The sequence below is a fragment of the Leucothrix mucor DSM 2157 genome (assembly GCF_000419525.1).
In the GTDB taxonomy this organism is placed as follows: Bacteria; Pseudomonadota; Gammaproteobacteria; order Thiotrichales; family Thiotrichaceae; genus Leucothrix; species Leucothrix mucor.
This window is the reverse complement of sequence record NZ_ATTE01000001.1, coordinates 736,708-754,711: the sequence shown is the minus strand read 5'-3', so window position 1 is coordinate 754,711 and position 18,004 is coordinate 736,708. Positions and strand designations below refer to the sequence as shown.

Genomic DNA, 18,004 nt, shown 5'->3' with positions numbered 1-18,004 from the left:
TTTCAGGGGGGTAAACAAAAGCCAAGCCATTGCCATGCAAAAGTCGGTGTTTATTGCCGTGTTAAACGAGGCCGACCGCGAGGAGTTAACCGCCGCAATAGAAGTGCTGGTTGATCAAAAAGCGGATGATGTGCGCATGTATCCGCTGCCCCAGCGCCCGCAGTGGTATGCCTGGGGTGAAGCCCTGTGGCCAGATGGCATGACGATTAGCGGCACGCCGCTACCGAAACACTACCACTAAAGCTCAGGCAATTAATCCACTGCGTCAATCACCTCATGTAGCCTTTCAACCAAATATAATGGCAATGAATACAGCGGGTAACTAACCGCTTTAGACTGCTTACCCTGCGAGATCGTTGTCTCTACAGTAGTCGCTGACGGTAAAGACGCATCAAAACGCACTGCCATTCGCGATTGTTTCTCTCCCATAAATTGATGCAGCGATCTCATGCTACCGCTGGTCCCTGATTTGATTTCAATCGGCACTATCTCACCAGATAAGGCAACCACATAATCCACTTCAGCATTGGAGGAGCGTCCCTCCCGCAGCCAATAGGTTAGCTCTCGGTTAGGGCTTTCAGACAACAATGCCTGCAAGTGCTGACCAATAAATTGCTCGGCAATCGCGCCTTCATTGATGAGTTTGTGGTCATCCATTTGTGAGAGGGTCTGACCATTAAGTCCGCATATTGCATTCATTAATCCAACATCTAAAAACAATAACTTGTAAGTCTTTTCATCCAGACTTGCTTGTAATGGTAACCCTGAGCAATGGCTATGTACCACCTTGCTAACTACTCGTGCCATACATAGCAACTCCAAATCTTTTTTCAGTGTGGCACTTTGCTCTTCTCGAGAAATATTGCTGTATTTGACTTTTACTCCGGCATTACGTGCAGCAAAGTTAAACACATTCAACATACGATTAAGATCACGTCGATTTCCATACTTTGGAAAATCTTCACGGTAGGTGTCAATGATCGAGTTATGCACTTCGCTCACTGCCTGAAAACTTCGGTTTTCCACATAAGCGGCCACTGCTTCCGGCATTCCTCCTACAAAATAATACTGACGCAATAATTGTAATAAACGCTTATGGGCCACCTCAGGGATGGTGTCATGCAATGAATATTGAGTGATTATTTGATGTAATTTATCTTCACCGAGTGCCGCCAGAAACTCAGAGAACACCATTGGCCCCATGTGTAGGTACTGAACTCTGCCGACAGGCATGGAAAACTTATGGTCAGATAACGTAAATTCCAGCAAGGAGCCCGCACTAATCAAAGGTAAACTGGGCAGATCCTCGTAGAAATAACGCAAGGCAGGAATTGCTTGCGGAGTCGCCTGAATCTCATCCAGAAATAATAATGAAGCGTCCTGATATTCGGGCATTCTAGGCAGTACTTCAATGGCATTAAGTATTTGCTGGGGGTCATTACTGGTAAAGACGCTTTCCAGCTCAGGATAACGCTCAAGATTTACACTCATCAACGAAAGTGATTGCTCACGTGCAAATAGCTCGACCAAAGTGGACTTACCCACTTGCCGCGCCCTCTAATTATCAGAGGTTTACGTTTGCTGTTTTGTAACCACTTCTTCAGAAAATCAAGCTGCTGACGATACATTACCTTAGACCATAACTATTTCTCGTAACAATCAGTATATCAGATTATGATTTTAGGGGTGTATTTTCATAATTACACCTTTATCCCGCTATCTTTTTACCGAGGTTGAGTCTCAACAATTTCACCATACAGCTGCTAATCAAGTCACAACATACTAAGAACTGGTGAGCCGCTAGCCGCTAAGCCACAATCCCGCTACACTATTACGTTACTTGTAATATTCCCGGTTTATGATCAAGCATTTCAGTTATCCCGCGAAGGCGGTTATGTTTTGAGCCTGTGGCTCGCTTCGGCCTTACTTTCCGGCGTTCACCTGCTGGGCATTTGGTCGGCGATTCACGCAGCGGTTAAAGTGAGAACTTCGCAAGGGGCGATTGCCTGGGCGATGGGTTTGCTGCTGGTGCCTTATGTCATGCTGCCGCTGTATTGGGTGTTTGGCCGCAATCGTTTTCGCGGTTATGTGGAGGTATTGCGCCAAGTCACTGAGCAGGCCGACCATCATCACCCGATGCAGTCGATCAAGTCGTTTCGCGCCACGTTGCCCGCTGAGCTGGAGCATAATTTTGGCTTGCTGGCCAAGCTGCACGATACGGTTTACACCCGAGGCAATCGTTTGGAATTGTTGATCAATGGTCAGCAAACCTTCGATACGCTGTTTGAAACCATTGAGCAAGCGCAGCACTATGTGCTCATCCAGTTTTTCATTATCCACGACGATGAGCTGGGTCGGAAATTTCACGCGGCACTGCTGGCAAAAGCAGCCCAAGGCGTGAAGGTTTACCTGCTATATGATGAAATCGGCTGCCATGCGCTGAGCCGTTATTATTTACAACGGCTGCGCGCCGGTGGCGTAGCAGTACGCTCGTTTAACACCACGCGCGGCTGGCGCAATCGCTTCCAACTTAACTTCCGCAATCATCGAAAGATGGTGATTGCAGATGGCCATATCGCGCTAACCGGCGGCTTAAATGTGGGTGATGAGTACCTTGGCCTTGGCAAGCTGGGCTATTGGCGCGATACCTTTTTAAAGCTCGAAGGCCCCTCAGTGCAAGCGCTGCAATGTAGCTTTCAGTCGGATTGGTATTGGGCTTCGCGCAAGCTCATCACGCTGAATAACAAACCGAAAGCGGTGGGTGATCAGGCCGTGCTAATCCATGCCACCGGCCCGACGGATAAGTTTGATGCCTGCTCGATGATGTTTCATCAAGCGATTATTGGAGCCAAGCGGCGCTTGTGGATTACCAGCCCCTACTTTGTACCAAGCCATGCCGTGTTTGAAGTGTTGCAACTGGCGGCTTTACGTGGCGTGGATGTGCGCATTTTGCTGCCCGAAAAGCCGGACCATAAAGTGGTGTATCTGGCCTCGTTTACCTTTTTAAAAGCGGCCGAGCGCGCGGGCATTAAACTCTATCGTTATCAACGCGGCTTTCTACATCAAAAGGTGATTTTGGTGGATGACGAGGTCGCCAGCGTAGGCACGGCCAATCTGGATAATCGCTCGCTGTACTTAAATTTTGAAGTCACGGCTTTGGTGGTGGATAAGCACTTCGCCGCGCAAGTATCCGATATGCTGAAAGATGATTTTACTCATAGCCGGCAGGTATCAAGTGCCGATTTATATTCGCGTGGCTTACTATTTCGTTGGGCGGTGCGCTTGGCGCGTTTATTTGATCCTATTTTGTAATTGCCAGCTCAATGCTATGCAATTAGCGCGCAAGCTCATCAATCAGTAGCCAATAGCCAATAGCCAATAGCCAATAGCCAGCGTGCAAGGTTACGTCAGCGCAGTCCTCAGAAAGCAAAAGAGCAAGTGAGTTATCACACTCACTTGCTCTACCCCCAATCGCTACTGGTCGCGGTTAAGCGCCATTAGCCATATTTGAACACAGTGGCCAGCTTCTCAATCACCAACTTAAACGAGCGCTCTTCAGAGTCCGTAAAGTACAAGTTGCAGTCATAACCCTGATCATCCAAAAATTGGAAAATCCGCTTTGGCTCATCCAATTTATACGGCACTAGCAAAGTCGCAATCCGGTGGCGCTTTGCCGCTGGAAATTTAGCATTCAAGTGCGTGCTCACTGGCAAGCCTGCGTATTCTTCAGGATTAATCCCTTCAAAATCTTTGGCTTGAGTCAATGTTGCCGCGCCACCTTCCGACCAAAGTACTTGACCGTAGAAGCCCGCTTTTTCGCCGCTGTAACGGAATGAGCTTTCGCCCAGACTGAAATCACTGTTAGCGTGTAGCAGCCAATCAATTTCAACCGGCTCATCGGCATCCACACTGTCCACGATCACAAAGTAGTTGTTTTGCACAAAGTAAACTTCACGCTCCACCCGAGTGACTTGTGGATTAAAGTGCTGATAGGCCGCTGTGGCTTCACTTTTAATATAAATATGATCATCACGCGTTTCAGCCGCCAATATCTGACCAGTTGAGCGCATGGTTAAGGATTTATCATGGTCCGCATACTGCCCTTTACCATTAATTAAAATGGCATTTTTAGAACGCGTTTGACGTCGCCAGTTCATGTGCATATCACTGCTAAACGCCACGTAATAGCCAGATTGAATCGCTAAATCTTCACCAAAGGCCGACATACAGAAGGCACCTTGGTCGCCGTGACTGTGGCTAATCGAGCCGAACTTACTGGCTTTCATTACAAAGTGAATATGCTGATCGGGGTCATCCATTTTATGCTGGATGGCGGCCCAACCGACGCCTTTAAACCAGCGCAGTTTGTCATCATCTGCTGGGGCTGCTTCTTCGATGATGGGGTAGTCGTGCTGATACATCAGCTCGTCAAAGTTAAGATCCCACCAGCCGTAGTTGTAGAAGGCCATTTCAGTGCCGGGGTCATTACGCTTTACTTCTTCGTAATACCACTGGTAAGCCTGATTGCCCGTCACGCCGGCGAATTGGCGCAGGTTATAACCGACTTTCAGGCAGACTAAATCACCCATGGTGGAGTCATCACCAAAGGTGCCGCGACGGGTGTCAGGTGCTTTGGTGTAGAGCGGGAAGTCGCCGGTTTTCTGGAAAAACGGACGCTGATACAAATCAATTGCGAAATAGTTTTTCAGCAAGTTGGCCGCTTCAATCAGATACGCCATTCCCGTCATCCAGTAGTGCGGGCCTTCTGCCCAGCCACCCTGCTCATCGCCCCATGGCGTGTAAACCGTGGCGAGGAACTCAATGGAGTAGTCCAGCCATTCGCGCGCTTCCGGCTCTTCATCCCACATTGCAATACAGGCCGGAACCAATACCGCAGACACTGAGCGTACCGCGTGGCTGTCGTATGGGAACAATTGAATGTTGGCGTTTTTGATGACGTGATCGGCAACTTGGCGGGTACGGGCTAACAAGGAGGCACGCACTAAATCGCGCTCATCCTGTGTCATTTCTTCATATAACCAGTCATAGCCCCAGGCTAATGCAACGGCCACGCGGAATGCCCACTCATCGGTATAAGCGCGAGAGGTTGGGCCATCCGGGTCCCATGCGGCTGAGGAGAGTAACCACGCTTTGGCCTGATCGAGCATCTGCTGATCTTTTAATACATGCCCTGCGACGGCCAGATGGCGGATCGCGTAGACCAACTCCTGACAATCAATATAGGTTTGTCGCCAAATGTTCGCGACTCGGGTGTTGTTCGGGTATGGCTTTGGCTCATCCATCACAGGACGCTCAAGCCATGGCTGGACTGACTTCTCAAAAAAGGTCTCCCAGCTGCAATAATCGGGGTTTTCTTTTAGCGACTCGCTAAAGGCCGCAACGCTTTCCGGATTGAGCCATAAGCGTGGGTGAGCGGTACTAACTGACTGGTAACGCTTCGCGCGATTAGGAATCGGCCCAGCAATCGCTGTTTCCGGAATACTAAAACTGCGCACCGTGCTCCAGGCACTTTGTGGCTTGCCGGTTTTGGCATCGCAAACGGCATAACGCCAGCTGTATTCGCCGGGCTTAAAGGTGACATCCGGCGTTAAAAAGTTAACTTCGATGTTACTAAATGAGTGTGTGTTCGCGCCGCTGAAATCGGCATTGTCAGAGACTTGCAGTACATACTGCGCCTCATCTTCCACCACGGGCAGCCACATAAAACGAGGTGGATTTTCAATGACTGATGTACCCGACGCAGGAGAATACTGGATATTCAACCGTCCGGCTTTTGGCTCGTCAAGATAACTAGCCTGCGAGTGAGGGTTCATGCTTGAAGACATTAAAAACTCATCCTTATAAAATTGTGAGTAAAAAGAGGCATGCCCGCTTACGTGAAGACAGGCATGCCAAACGAGGAGATCGGTTTATTTAGTATTGTACTGACGGTCGTAGGCAGACTGCATCACTTCCATGACTTTAGAGTAGCCCATTCTTTCAACTTGTGACATGTAGTCATCCCAGTCGGCGTCAACATCGCGTGTGCCTAAGATCCAGGCTTGCTGCTTTTCTAACATGTAGTTTTGGATGCTCATCCAGTACTTGTCATAAACAGACTTTTCTTTCTTGTTTAGTGCAACACCAAAGAACTCAGGAACCAGATAGTCACCTTCGTCGTACAGGGCGATTCCTTCCAGTGCGTGTTTGTTGCTCCACTGCATTTCATAGCTGTAATCCATGTGGAAGCCACGCGGTACTTGCGCACCAACTGACCATAGCTGAGCGTTGATTGGCTTATCGGCGTTCAGCACTTCTGGTTTAAAGATTGGCTTGCCATCGATCATGTCGTAGTGCTTGCCTTCGATACCGAAGTTGGCCAGGCGGCGGCCTTCTTCACTAAAGAAAAAGTCAAAGTACTTAATGGTCTCGACCGGATGCTTGTTGGTATAAGAGATCGCCCAGCCTTCCGGCTTCACTTTGGTGCGGCGATTTTCTTCAATGCGCTTGCCGGAAACAGAGGCTGGTGGCGCAAAGGCTTTAAAGCTAAAGCCTGGCACTTTGTCGGCCATTGAGTCGTTGTAGCCAGCTGTCGATGCAAACCAGTCGTGCGTCATGCCGCCTAAGTTTTCTGACAATAGAAACTCACGTGAGCGGCTGCCACGGGTGAAGATTTCAGGGTCGATCAGCTTTTCTTTATACCACTTAGCCAGATTATGAATCCCGTTTTTGTAGCCCTCGCCCACGTAGCCATGCTTAACGGTTTTGCCATCTACATAAAAGTCGTGACGGGTGTCTGAGCCTGAGGTACGGCCATCCCATAAGGTGACCAGTCGCAGCATTTCTTCCCAGTCACGATCGAAGAATGGGATTTCATCCTGCTTACCGTTGCCATTCGGGTCTTTATCCCGGAAGGCAACCAGTACTTCGTATAGCTCATCCACGTTTTGTGGCACTTCAAGGCCTAACTTTTCCAGCCAGTCCATACGGATGAAGTAAGCACGGGCATATTTGCCATCTGGCAGATACGGAATGTAATAGAAGTTGCCATCGGCAGCCGTAATCGCTGAGCGCACATCCGGATTCGCATCAAAGTACGCTTTCAGGTTCGGTGCATGCTCTTCAATCAGGTCATTCAGTGGAAGGAATGCGCCTTCAGGGCCGTACTGGTTTACGTTTTCTTTCAGACTGGAGCCACCCACGATGTCTGGTAGATCGCCACCGGCAATCAATAGATTAAACGCTTCCTGACTGTTCGTGGTCGCCATTGACGCCACGTTTTTCAGGCTGACGCCAGTACGCTTGGCGGCTTCTTTTTCCACGTCCCAGTTCTCGTCATACACATACTTTTTAGTATGAAAATGGATGGTCAGCTCTAGTGGCTTGTCAGTCACCATTTCACTGTGGCTGGCTGCAAATGCAGGGGTTGCCGCTGAGATTGCCGTTGTCATCATAATCGCGGCTGTAAGAGTTTTTAATCGCATGATATTCCTCCGATAGATTTATGCGAGATCATTCTTTCACCCCACCCATCATTATTCCTTTGTTGAAATATTTCTGGATGAATGGATAAAACACGAGTACCGGGATAATGGAGCACACCATAATCGCGGCGCTGACGGTTTCAAATGAGTAGGTTGCTTCCAGCAAGCTGCTGGCGAAATCATCATCATTGGTCAGCTGAATAATTGTTTGGCGCAGGTACACCTGTAGTGGGATCTTGTCTTCATCGCGCAGCAAGATCATCGCCCAGAAGAAGCCGTTCCAACGCGCTACGATACAAAATAGCGTGATGGTAGCAATCGCTGGCTTTGACAGTGGGACAAACACCTTCCACAGTACCTGAAATTCATTAGCGCCATCCATGCGCGCCGCTTCTTCAAAGGAGCTGGGTAAGCTCTCGAAAAAGTTACGTAGCAGGATGATATTAAAGGCGTTACAGGCAAAGCCGATAATAATACCGATATAGCTATCAAGCAGTCCCAGGTCCCGCATATTCAGGAAGAATGGGATCATGCCGGCGTTAAACCACATGGTGAATGCAATCGTCATATTCCAGAAACGACGGCCTACCAACTGTGGGCGTGATAGCGCATAAGCGCCCGGTATAATAATGATCAGGCTGACGATGGTTCCGCCAATCGTATAAATAAAGGTGTTCTTATACGAGATCCAAAACATGGGCTCGGATAACACTTGTTTATACGCCGCCAGTGTCATATCGACCGGCGTTAGTAATACTTGTCCTGCGGTTGCGGCGGCTCCACTACTAAAGGAGACCGACGCGATGTAGATAAAGGGGTACAAGGTACTGATCGTAAACATCGTGATCAGAAACATATTGATCCAGACGAAGACCTTGTCACCGCGTGAGTAGAGATTCATGTTCATATTCATCGTATCGTTCTCCTTACCACAATGACGTTCTGGAGTAGCGTTTACTGATCGTGTTCGCAGTCATTACCAGAATAAAGGCAACTACAGCGTTGAACAGTCCGGCGGCGGCGGCGAGATCGTATTGAGCACCCACCAAACCTTGTCGGTAAATAAAGGTACTGATAACGTCTGCGGTCTCGTAAGTGGCGGGTTGGTAGAGCAGGATAATAAGCTCAAAGCCGACCTCTAACAGGTTCCCGATCCGGATGATCAACATGATCAAAATGGTTGGCAAAATACAGGGAATGGTGATCTTCCACATCATCTGCCAGCGTGACGCGCCATCTACTACCGCGGACTCATACAAGGAAGGATTAATACCTGCCATGGCCGCGAGGAACACGATCGAACTAAAACCTGCTTCTTGCCAAATTCCCGAGCCGATAAAGATTGGCCTGAACCATTCCGGCTTGGTTAAGAAGTAGATGGGGTCGACACCGAACTTACTGAGCAGCAAATTCACGATCCCCGATGAGGGCGAGAAGGCGGTTATTACGATACCCGCGATAATTACCGTGGATATAAAATGCGGCAGATACACGATGGTTTGCGCGGTACGCTTGAACTTCTGGTTAAGTACCTCGTTAAACATCAATGCCAGCAAAATCGGAATCGGGAAACCGAAGATCAGACTCAGGAAGCTGATGATTAAGGTGTTCTTAATCGCCCGCAAAAATTGGTCATTGCCAAAGAGTGTTTCGAAATGCTCAAAACCAACCCAGGCACTGCCCTCAATACCACGAAATACACTGTAGTCTTTAAACGCAATCTGCAGGCCGTACATCGGCTTATATAAAAACAGAATAAACCAGATGATGGTGGGTGCGAGCATTAAGTAAATCTGCCACTCCCTCCGTAGGTGCCGGAGAAACCAGGCTACTTTGTCTTGAAAGTTTGACATAAAATCATTCCTCCTTATGCCCGACCCGGATGATCGAAAGCGTCTCCGGTATCAAAATCGAAGACCTTGATCATGCCAGGCTTGAAGTGGAAGGCATTGACGTTGTCTAAGTGCGCGATGTCGCCATGGGTTTCGGTTTTCACCACAAATGGCTTACCTTCTACCTGCGTGTGTAACAGCGCTTCGGAGCCTAAAGTCTCGATCAAATCTAATTCAACCGAGATAGAGCTGGTATCAGCGTCGGCTTCGATCATGATGTGTTCAGGGCGAATACCCAAAATCACTTTGCGGCCATTGTCATCATGGCTCAGCTCTCTGATCGGTGGCAGTTGCAGACTGTCATCACCAATATTGGCAAACAGTTTGTCATCTTTGATTTCGAGCACGGCTTCCAGCTGATTCATTGGCGGTGAACCAATAAAGCTGGCAACGAATACATTCTTAGGATGATTGAACAATTCCATCGGTGTACCGATTTGCTCAATGCGACCGTTACACATCACCACAATGCGATCGGCCAAGGTCATCGCTTCAACCTGATCGTGGGTTACGTACACACTGGTTACACCCAAACGCTTGTGCAGGCGTTTGATTTCAGCGCGCATTTGCGTCCGCAATTTGGCATCCAGATTGGATAGTGGCTCATCAAACAGGAACACTTTAGGATGACGAACAATGGCGCGGCCCATGGCCACACGCTGGCGCTGTCCACCGGATAAATCTGCCGGACGACGCTCTAGGTATTCAGTTAAGCCAAGAATCTCGGCAACTTCTTTAACCTGGCGGTCGATCTCGTCTTTAGGGACTTTACGAATGCGCAAACCAAAGGCCATGTTCTCGGCAACATTGAGATGCGGGTATAGCGCGTAGTTCTGAAATACCATGGCAACATCACGATCTTTCGGAGCGACATTATTCACTTCCCGATCATCAATCGTGAGCTTACCGCCGGAGATTTCTTCCAGACCGGCAATCATACGCAAGGTGGTCGACTTACCACATCCGGACGGTCCAACTAGCACCACAAACTCCTGCGATGCTACCTCCAGATCAATGCCATGTACGACTTCAATGTCGCCATAACGTTTAACTATCTTTTCAAGCTTTACCCCTGACATCTTTCCTCCAATTCAACCGTGCCTGTAAGCACCGGTCTAGTCATTAAGCACGATGTTTATATCGCCCTGAATTAAGTCCTTCGATAAAGTCCAACAAGCCGGCGTGTGAGGCCAGTGTTTCGACTTCGCGCTCCAGTGGTCCGATGTGTCTGATCATTGCTGCCTCAGCTTCATCGGCCGAGCCACTGCGGATTGCCGCCACAATAGCCTGGTGTTCTTCAATCACAGCGCCTTCACGTCGAATGTTGTGAAGGCGCTTTAAATAACGCATGCGGTTAACTTCTGCCTGCGAGTCGCGGATCAGCGTGCTGACACCGGAGACGCCGGCGGCATCGAAAAAGGTTTGGTGCAATGCCTGATCTAACTGGAAAAATTCCTCATCCTGCCCGGCTTCAAGCGCCTGTACCTGCTTTTGCAAAATGCTTTGCATTTTCAGGCTGGTGCTCCAGTTTTGCTGGACGGCGGCACGTCTGACTGCGCCGATTTCAAGTTGCTGGCGGGCAAAGCATGCCTCGATATAACGATTAACCTGGATGGGAGTGACGTAGGTGCCACTTTTAGGAACGATTTTCACTAAGCCGATACCCTGTAAGCGAATCATCGCTTCACGGACGGGGGTTTTGCTGGCATTGAGTGCTTCGGCCACTTCTTTCTCCGAGATCATTTGTCCCGGACGGAGTTGCAGCGAAATGATTAATTCTTTGAGGAGGGTAAATACTTGAGAGGCCAATGAGCCTGCGGCTTCAAGCGGCTTATTTTTCAATAAGTCCGAAACTGGCAGTGACTGCTCAAGTTCTGGCATCGGTTCCCTCTCCTCTGTAGTCGCACACTGATGTGCGAGTAAATATCTTAAATAACTAACTAGTATCTTAGATTGAGTTTTTTGAAAAAGCAAATGTTTACAACTTAAATTACAAATAAAAGACAAGAAACTAACAAATAATTAAGGATTGGTCAGGGAAATTACGGCAGGAATAAATAGTTAAGCTATTGTTTTTATTATTTAATATTTATTAACACAAGACTTAGTGATTGTTTTTAATACCAATTAAAAAAATCATTAAAAACAAGCGATTCAGAACCCGTCGCGGGTGACAGGTTCTGAGTGTAGGCGTCTTAAGAGTGGTGAAAAAACTAAGATACTAGTCTTTGATCGAAGAAAAGTGGGGGATTTTAACGCAACTGACCGGGACGCTTACCCGAGGAATTTAGGAGCTCAATGTAGTCTAATAATTCAGGATTGGACGATAAACTATCAATTTCTGCTTCCAATGAGCCAATATGCTGAATCAAGGCCGCCTCGGCATCATCCGCTGATCCTGCACGAATAGCCGACACAATCGCTTTGTGCTCGTCAATGACCTGCATTTCGCGACGAATATTATAATGACGCTTTAAATGACGAATTCGGTACACATCCGACTGTGATTTTTTAACCACTTGCCAAACACCGGAAATGCCTGCCATTTCAAAAAATGACTGATGCAGTGCTTCATCGAATTTGAAAAATAATTGATCATCGCCATCAGCCAGCGCTTTCACTTGTCGGGAGATGGTGGTTTCCAGATTGAGCACGCCGCGCAAATCATTATTACGCTCCGCTGCGCGCCTGACCGCACCAATTTCCAATTGCAGCCGGATAAAGCAAGCTTCAATGTAACGGTCCAGACTAATCGGCGATACATAAGTACCACTTTTAGGGACAACCCGCACCAGTCCGGTATCTTCCAGCTTAATCAGCGCTTCGCGGACGGGTGTTTTGCTGGCTTTTAAGGAGTCGGAAATTTCTTTCTCTGACATCGCTTGGCCAGGTTTCAGGCGAATGTTGACGATACAATCCATCAGAATGGTGTAGATTTGCTGAACCAGACTCTCTTTAGGGTCTAGCCATACGCCGTCTAGCAGCTCCGATACGGTATTGTCTTTTAAATCAGCCATCTACTCATCCTATAAAACTTTCAAAAACAATCTGGTATATTAAAAAATATATTAACATATTAGATGCTATAATTTTGCATCAGTTATACAACGCCCTATTTTGAAGCAAAAACATTCGTTTGGGTACCAAAGCGTTGTAAGACTTGTATAACCCCCTGTAAAACAGCCTGGCGGAGTCATCATGAGCACTACCACCCCGACTAATCGGGATGTCTTTAATTTGTCGTGGCCAATCGCCATGAATGCCGTTTTATTGCAGCTGATTTTAGTAATCGATACCGTCATGGTCACGCCGCTTGGTGAGCAATCCCTTGCAGCGATGGGCTTGGCGGCCAGTATTGCCGGCATTATCTTGGGTTTATTACACGCTTTTTCAAACGGCACACAGCTATTACTCGCCCAAGCCTATGGTGCCAAACGCACCGCCGCCATCCGCACGGGTTTTAATGCAGGCCTAATCATTAACTGGTTGATTGCCCTGTCCGGCATTGTGTTTATTCTGGGTTTTGGCCGAGCCTTTGTTGGCTTTATTGCGGAAACGGAAGCGTTAGCCGACCTCGCTTATACCTACTTAAGTATTTTTTCAGTGGTGATTTTTGGTATTTCGATTTGCCAGAATATCACGGTGTTCTTTAACGCCACTGGCAATAGCCGACTCCCCTTCTACGCCAATATTTTTGAGCTACCCATTAATGTCGCCGCGAGTATGGCATTAATTCATGGCTTGTGGGGATTTCCGGAGCTGGGCTTGGCCGGTGCCGCTTGGGGGACTGCGATTGCTGTCTTATCCCGTACCTTATTTCTCATTGGCTTTCTGGTTCGTCAGCCTAGTTCGCCTTTTAAACAGCTGCAATTAAGTGAAGTCTCGTTTGCTCATATCCGCAATCACTTCAGCAAAGCACTGCCAATCGCTGCGACCTTTGTCACGATGATTCTCTCTAATAGCGTTTGCCTGATGATTTATGCGCGACTGAGCATTAGTGAGTTTGCCGCGATCACGCTGCTATCGCCTTGGATAAAGGTGGCGGGCCATATGGTCATGGCTTGGGCACAAGCGACCGGCATTCTGGTCGGCCAGTTACTGGGGAGAGGGATTGGAGAAAATCTAGATCACTTTATTAGCCGTGCCTGGCGCGCTGCGTTTGGACTGGGGCTAATCGTATCCTTTTGCTATCTCGGCATGTTCTTTATGTTTGAATGGCTTTATCCCGAGCTGCAACAGGAAACCATTGATACCTTATGGCAGTTTATGCCGATCTTAGTGGTGACACCTTTTATACGTTCATCTAACACCATTTGCGGCCATGTGCTGCGCGCTGGCGGCGATGCGACTCATGTTTTTAAAATTCATGCCTATACGCAGTGGTTAGTGACGGTGCCGCTCTCGGTATTGTTTGTGTTGTATCTGGAGTTGCCCGCCGTATGGGTGTTTGGGCTGACCTTACTGGAAGAGCTAATTAAAGGCGTTCCCTTTCACTTGCGCATGTACAGCGGCCGCTGGAAAAGGCGTTTAGTCGATAACGATTAGTGATAATCTAATAGCCAATTAAAGCGCAATGAGAATCTCATGTCTGTTATTTACTCGAACGACCATATTTATATCAAAGTCCACAGCAGTGAAATTCCGTGGTTGAAGATCTATTCGCAGCAAAGCTGTAAAGAGTTTACCGAATGTGATGACACTACCCGACAGCAGATTTGGCAGTTACTGGGCTTAATTGAGCGAGAAATGTTGGCGTATTTCAAACCGGAGAAAATCAATATTGCCTCCTTTGGTAATTACAAACCGCAGGTGCATTGGCATGTGATGGCACGCTTTGCAGAAGACAGCTACTACCCTGAACCAATGTGGGGTGCTAAGCAGCGTGAAGCGGAATTAGAATTTCCGGAAATGAGCATGTTTTTAGAAGGCTTACTGCCAAAAATTGAAGACACGCTCAACAAATGATGAAACGAAAGAAGCCCCGAGAAACGGGGCTTCTTTTTGAGCACTGAAAGCACACAGCCATCAATTGATAAGCTTGTACTCTATGCTCAGTGCTTTATTAAAACAGTCTTACGAGAACAGCAAACCACCATTGATATCAACGTTAGTTCCTGTGATAAAGGCCGCTTCGTCAGATGCCAAGTAAACCGCTAGATTGGCAACATCTTCCGGAGTCCCTTCACGCTTTAATGGTGTAATGCTGGCAACGTGTGCACGGACTTCATCTTTCGTGAATGTGTTATGGAAATCAGTGTCGATCATGCCTGGGCACAAAGAGTTAACACGGATTTTAGGGCCAAGCTCTTTCGCCAAACCACGGGTATAAGTCATTACTGCACCTTTAGACGCAGCATAAGCTGTAGCGCCCGGACCACCACCATCGCGACCGGCTTGCGATGCAAAAGTCACAATGGAGCTACCCTCACCCATGTGTGGCAAACACGCCTGAACCATCATATACAATGACGTTAGGTTCAGAGACATTACCGTATTCCAATGCTCTAACGTGCTTTCAGCAGTGGTTTTACGCGCCACCAAACCACCGGTTACGTGGATCAATGTATCGATGCTGCCGAAAGTCTCTAATGCTTTTGATACCAGTGCGCTTACGTCTTCTGGGTTGGTCATGTCGCCTTGCACTGCAACGGCTTTACCACCTGCGGCCACAATCTCTTCTACCGCTGAGTCAGCGCCTGCGCTGCTGCTGTGGTAGTTGATTACGACATTAGCGCCAGCCTGTGCCAAACGCATTACACAAGCGCGTCCAATGTCACGTCCGCCACCGGTAACGATTGCTGTTTTTCCTGAAAAATTCATGCCTAACTCCTAAGTGTAATAATGATTTCTGGCTATAACGTCACAATGACAGGCGTGTATCCGCTCCCTCCTGTGTTCGGCCATTACAATAGTTAATATCTTTTGACAGGTCAAACTATTTATGTAATCTTGTATTACAAGTTGACTACGGCTAACTTACGTTTTCAGAAACACTTACGCAACCGTTTCTCAGAGGAAGGAAATCAAGTGACCAATACCGTACCCACCTTTAGTGCCTCCTGCATTCTCATCCGTCGCACAATCAATCGGCATACGCCCGATTCAGTTTGATATCATTCTCATTACCCCGACAAACCTTATGCCCGGATGACGCAATGGATTTAAATTTTCAAATCAATAAACGCGAAAAACTCTCAGATCAACTCTACGGGCAATTGCTGGAAAAAATTGTTTCCGGTGAGTTAAAAGAAGGCTTTAAATTGCCCTCTGAAAACGAAATTTCACGCGCCTTTCAAGTATCCCGCCCTGTCATTCGTGAAGCCTTACTGCGCTTACAAGCCGATGGCTTAATTTATTCACGCCAAGGGGCTGGCTCGTTTGTAAAAGCTCGCCCGCCAGAGGGTTTGATCAAGTTTACCGCCCCTTCTGATATTCCGGGTTTACTGCGCTGCTTTGAAGCGCGCTTACCACTGGAAGGTGCCGCAGCCGCACTAGCCGCTCAGCGTGCTACGGAAGAGGATTTACAAGCCATTGAAGCAGCATTGGTCGCGATGGAAGATGCTATGAATAATGGCGAGATCGCGGATAAAGCAGACTTCGACTTTCACATGGCGATTGCCACCGCGACTGGCAATGACTTTTACATGTCGATCTTAGGCACACTGCACACTGCCATGCGCTCCGGTATGCGCGTCGCGCTCAATATTACCAAAGGCGGCTCACGTGAGCGCGTAAAAAAGGTTCAGGAAGAGCATCGAACCATTTATGATGCAATTTCATTGGGTGATGTAACGGCGGCAGACCTTGCCATGCGTTATCACATTCAAAGTGCCCGCACTCGCTTGATGAATCATCAGCGCGATACTTAATGGTTTAACGCAATACGGCTTTATTGATCATGTCTGAAATCTTGTCTACGCCCGACACCGCAGCAGCGCCACTATCGAGTGAAACATTGGCCCGATTGCCCCGCTTAATGGTGGTGATGGGCGTCTCCGCCTGTGGAAAATCCACCATTGCCAATGCTCTGGCTCAATCATTAACTGCTTCATTTATGGATGCGGATGATTATCACAGCGCTCAGAATATCGGGAAAATGAGCCGTGGCGAGCCACTCACCGATGAAGACAGGTATCCGTGGTTGCGGCTATTTGGGGAAAAGCTAGCTGCGGAGCAAGGTCGCTATGTCGGCGCTTGTTCGGCCTTGCGCAAGCAATATCGGGAATTAATCACTGAATCGGCTAAAGAGCCGGTGCTATTTATCTTTTTGGATGGTAGCAAGACCTTACTACAGCAGCGCATTAATGCCCGCCAAGGCCATTTTATGCCGGGAAGTTTGCTGGATTCGCAGTTTGCGACACTCGAACGTCCGGATGCCGATGAGCTGAGTTGCGCCATCGACATTGACGGCACACCCCAGCAAATCATGCAGCGAATTAATGCAGCGCTTCAAGCGTTTGAATAACGCCTCGCAGCTCTGCCATTCCCTTTAGGCGACCTAAATACGAATAGCCGGGGTTAGAACGAACATTTTCTTCAAAGTCCAGCAAGTGACCGTGATCAGGACGCATGAATATTTCAGCGCGCTTGCGGCCATCTGATGCTTCTTTTTCAGCTTCCAATAACACCTGAATCAAGGCGATCATATTGATGTCGCCATTCAAGTGCTCTGATTCATAAAATGAACCATCGGTTGCACGGCTCACATTTCTTAAGTGCGTGAAGTAAATACGGTCGGCGTATTTACGTGCCATATTCACCAAATCATTATCCTGACGCGAACCAAACGAACCCACACAGAAGGTTAAACCATTGGCAGGGCTTTTGACTGCATCAAACAAATAATCCAAGTCCGCTTCGGTAGACACAATGCGTGGTAAACCAAACAGTGGGAACGGTGGATCATCCGGATGGATGGCCAAAGTCATGCCGTACTGCTCAGCCGTTGGCGTCACTTCATTTAAGAACGACACTAAATTATCGCGCATATCGTCATTACTAATGTCGTCAAACTTGGCAATACGGTTAGCAATTGGCTCGCTACCATAGCTCTCTGCACCGCCCGGTAATCCGGCAATAATATTCTTTTCCAGCAGCGCAATGGCTTCTGGTGTTTTCTCAGTCAAACGCTGCTTAGCTGACGCAACCATCTCTGCATCGTAATCATCAGCGGCATTGGCGCGCTTTAACACGAATACATCGTATGCAACAAAGTCGACCATATCAAAACGCAGCGCGATGCCTTGGCCATCCAACGCATAATTCAGGTCTGTACGCGTCCAATCCACCACGGGCATAAAGTTGTAACACACTGTTTTAACACCTGCTTCACCCAGGTTAGCCAGTGTTTCTTTCCAGGCCGCCACTTCCTCATGCGCCGCTGCGCCTTTCAGTTTGATCTCATCGCTCATCCAGATGGATTCACACACATCCCACGTTAAGCCGGCTGCTTCGATCGCCTGCTTCTGCTGCTGGATATCTTCCTTAGCCCAAACTCTTCCCGGTGCATAGCCATGCAGTGCGCTCACAATACCCTGTGCGCCTGCCTGTCGAATACTCTTCAGGGTAATAGGATCATTTGCCCCGAACCAACGCCATGTTTGTTTCATAATATAATGTCCCGCTTGA

The 18,004-nt window shown here is 48.2% G+C and carries 16 protein-coding genes; 6 read left to right on the top strand and 10 right to left on the bottom strand.

Annotated elements, in window-relative coordinates; translation table 11 throughout:
* Positions 1–34 precede the first annotated feature (34 nt).
* Positions 35–241, top strand: a complete 207-nt coding sequence (locus tag LEUMU_RS0103325) for a CRISPR-associated endonuclease Cas2 (protein WP_022950853.1) — start codon at positions 35–37, stop codon at positions 239–241.
* An 11-nt stretch (positions 242–252) separates the two neighbouring features.
* On the opposite strand, the gene LEUMU_RS24430 is transcribed toward LEUMU_RS0103325, so the two are convergent.
* Positions 253–1,545 (bottom strand): ATP-binding protein, encoded by a 1,293-nt coding sequence (locus LEUMU_RS24430; protein WP_211223008.1) that lies wholly within the window; start codon positions 1,543–1,545, stop codon positions 253–255.
* Positions 1,546–1,899: 354 nt separating this feature from the next.
* Between LEUMU_RS24430 and cls the strand changes: the two genes are divergently transcribed.
* Positions 1,900–3,312, top strand: coding sequence for a cardiolipin synthase (gene cls / locus LEUMU_RS0103315; protein ID WP_022950852.1), 1,413 nt, complete (start codon positions 1,900–1,902; stop codon positions 3,310–3,312).
* Positions 3,313–3,497: 185 nt separating this feature from the next.
* Here cls and LEUMU_RS0103310 read toward each other — a convergent pair whose 3' ends face one another.
* The 7 genes from LEUMU_RS0103310 to LEUMU_RS0103280 form a co-directional block, all read right to left on the bottom strand.
* On the bottom strand, positions 3,498–5,846 hold the full coding sequence (locus LEUMU_RS0103310; protein ID WP_022950851.1) for a DUF4962 domain-containing protein: 2,349 nt from the start codon (positions 5,844–5,846) through the stop codon (positions 3,498–3,500).
* Positions 5,847–5,930: 84 nt separating this feature from the next.
* Positions 5,931–7,484 (bottom strand): extracellular solute-binding protein, encoded by a 1,554-nt coding sequence (locus tag LEUMU_RS0103305; protein ID WP_022950850.1) that lies wholly within the window; start codon positions 7,482–7,484, stop codon positions 5,931–5,933.
* A gap of 28 nt (positions 7,485–7,512) precedes the next feature.
* Positions 7,513–8,397, bottom strand: coding sequence for a carbohydrate ABC transporter permease (locus LEUMU_RS0103300; RefSeq protein ID WP_022950849.1), 885 nt, complete (start codon positions 8,395–8,397; stop codon positions 7,513–7,515).
* 13 nt (positions 8,398–8,410) lie between these two features.
* The gene (locus tag LEUMU_RS0103295) at positions 8,411–9,337 is read right to left on the bottom strand and encodes an ABC transporter permease (protein ID WP_022950848.1); all 927 of its coding nucleotides are present in this window, start codon (positions 9,335–9,337) and stop codon (positions 8,411–8,413) included.
* Positions 9,338–9,351: 14 nt separating this feature from the next.
* Positions 9,352–10,455, bottom strand: a complete 1,104-nt coding sequence (locus LEUMU_RS0103290; RefSeq protein WP_022950847.1) for an ABC transporter ATP-binding protein — start codon at positions 10,453–10,455, stop codon at positions 9,352–9,354.
* A gap of 43 nt (positions 10,456–10,498) precedes the next feature.
* Positions 10,499–11,257, bottom strand: a complete 759-nt coding sequence (locus tag LEUMU_RS0103285; protein WP_022950846.1) for a GntR family transcriptional regulator — start codon at positions 11,255–11,257, stop codon at positions 10,499–10,501.
* Between the two features lie 371 nt (positions 11,258–11,628).
* Positions 11,629–12,393, bottom strand: coding sequence for a GntR family transcriptional regulator (locus LEUMU_RS0103280; RefSeq protein ID WP_022950845.1), 765 nt, complete (start codon positions 12,391–12,393; stop codon positions 11,629–11,631).
* A gap of 181 nt (positions 12,394–12,574) precedes the next feature.
* On the opposite strand from LEUMU_RS0103280, the gene LEUMU_RS0103275 reads away from it, so the two are divergent.
* Both LEUMU_RS0103275 and LEUMU_RS0103270 read left to right on the top strand, forming a co-directional pair.
* Positions 12,575–13,921, top strand: a complete 1,347-nt coding sequence (locus LEUMU_RS0103275) for an MATE family efflux transporter (protein WP_022950844.1) — start codon at positions 12,575–12,577, stop codon at positions 13,919–13,921.
* 39 nt (positions 13,922–13,960) lie between these two features.
* A complete protein-coding gene (locus tag LEUMU_RS0103270) occupies positions 13,961–14,341 on the top strand; it encodes an HIT family protein (protein WP_022950843.1) in 381 nt (126 codons plus the stop codon).
* 108 nt (positions 14,342–14,449) lie between these two features.
* Here the strand turns inward: LEUMU_RS0103270 and LEUMU_RS0103265 are convergent, their stop codons facing one another.
* Positions 14,450–15,196: an SDR family NAD(P)-dependent oxidoreductase gene (locus tag LEUMU_RS0103265; protein WP_022950842.1), complete on the bottom strand. Its 747-nt coding sequence runs from the start codon at positions 15,194–15,196 to the stop codon at positions 14,450–14,452.
* Positions 15,197–15,531: 335 nt separating this feature from the next.
* On the opposite strand from LEUMU_RS0103265, the gene LEUMU_RS0103260 reads away from it, so the two are divergent.
* Positions 15,532–16,245, top strand: a complete 714-nt coding sequence (locus tag LEUMU_RS0103260; protein ID WP_022950841.1) for a FadR/GntR family transcriptional regulator — start codon at positions 15,532–15,534, stop codon at positions 16,243–16,245.
* A 29-nt stretch (positions 16,246–16,274) separates the two neighbouring features.
* A complete protein-coding gene (locus tag LEUMU_RS0103255) occupies positions 16,275–16,841 on the top strand; it encodes a gluconokinase (RefSeq protein ID WP_022950840.1) in 567 nt (188 codons plus the stop codon).
* On the opposite strand, the gene uxuA is transcribed toward LEUMU_RS0103255, so the two are convergent.
* Positions 16,813–17,985 (bottom strand): mannonate dehydratase, encoded by a 1,173-nt coding sequence (gene uxuA / locus LEUMU_RS0103250; RefSeq protein ID WP_022950839.1) that lies wholly within the window; start codon positions 17,983–17,985, stop codon positions 16,813–16,815. The genes LEUMU_RS0103255 and uxuA overlap by 29 nt on opposite strands.
* Between the last annotated feature and the right edge of the window lie 19 nt (positions 17,986–18,004).

Excerpts from the sequence above, each read along its gene's own strand:
- LEUMU_RS0103310 (WP_022950851.1), bottom strand. The coding sequence starts at position 5,846 with ATGTCTTCAAGCATGAACCCTCACTCGCAGGCTAGTTATCTTGACGAG.
- LEUMU_RS0103295 (WP_022950848.1), bottom strand. The coding sequence starts at position 9,337 with ATGTCAAACTTTCAAGACAAAGTAGCCTGGTTTCTCCGGCACCTACGG.
- LEUMU_RS0103290 (WP_022950847.1), bottom strand. The coding sequence starts at position 10,455 with ATGTCAGGGGTAAAGCTTGAAAAGATAGTTAAACGTTATGGCGACATT.
- LEUMU_RS0103300 (WP_022950849.1), bottom strand. The coding sequence starts at position 8,397 with ATGAATATGAACATGAATCTCTACTCACGCGGTGACAAGGTCTTCGTC.
- LEUMU_RS0103255 (WP_022950840.1), top strand. The coding sequence starts at position 16,275 with ATGTCTGAAATCTTGTCTACGCCCGACACCGCAGCAGCGCCACTATCG.
- LEUMU_RS0103260 (WP_022950841.1), top strand. The coding sequence starts at position 15,532 with ATGGATTTAAATTTTCAAATCAATAAACGCGAAAAACTCTCAGATCAA.
- LEUMU_RS0103275 (WP_022950844.1), top strand. The coding sequence starts at position 12,575 with ATGAGCACTACCACCCCGACTAATCGGGATGTCTTTAATTTGTCGTGG.
- LEUMU_RS0103265 (WP_022950842.1), bottom strand. The coding sequence starts at position 15,196 with ATGAATTTTTCAGGAAAAACAGCAATCGTTACCGGTGGCGGACGTGAC.
- LEUMU_RS0103270 (WP_022950843.1), top strand. The coding sequence starts at position 13,961 with ATGTCTGTTATTTACTCGAACGACCATATTTATATCAAAGTCCACAGC.
- LEUMU_RS0103325 (WP_022950853.1), top strand. The coding sequence starts at position 35 with ATGCAAAAGTCGGTGTTTATTGCCGTGTTAAACGAGGCCGACCGCGAG.
- LEUMU_RS0103305 (WP_022950850.1), bottom strand. The coding sequence starts at position 7,484 with ATGCGATTAAAAACTCTTACAGCCGCGATTATGATGACAACGGCAATC.
- uxuA (WP_022950839.1), bottom strand. The coding sequence starts at position 17,985 with ATGAAACAAACATGGCGTTGGTTCGGGGCAAATGATCCTATTACCCTG.
- LEUMU_RS0103280 (WP_022950845.1), bottom strand. The coding sequence starts at position 12,393 with ATGGCTGATTTAAAAGACAATACCGTATCGGAGCTGCTAGACGGCGTA.
- LEUMU_RS0103285 (WP_022950846.1), bottom strand. The coding sequence starts at position 11,257 with ATGCCAGAACTTGAGCAGTCACTGCCAGTTTCGGACTTATTGAAAAAT.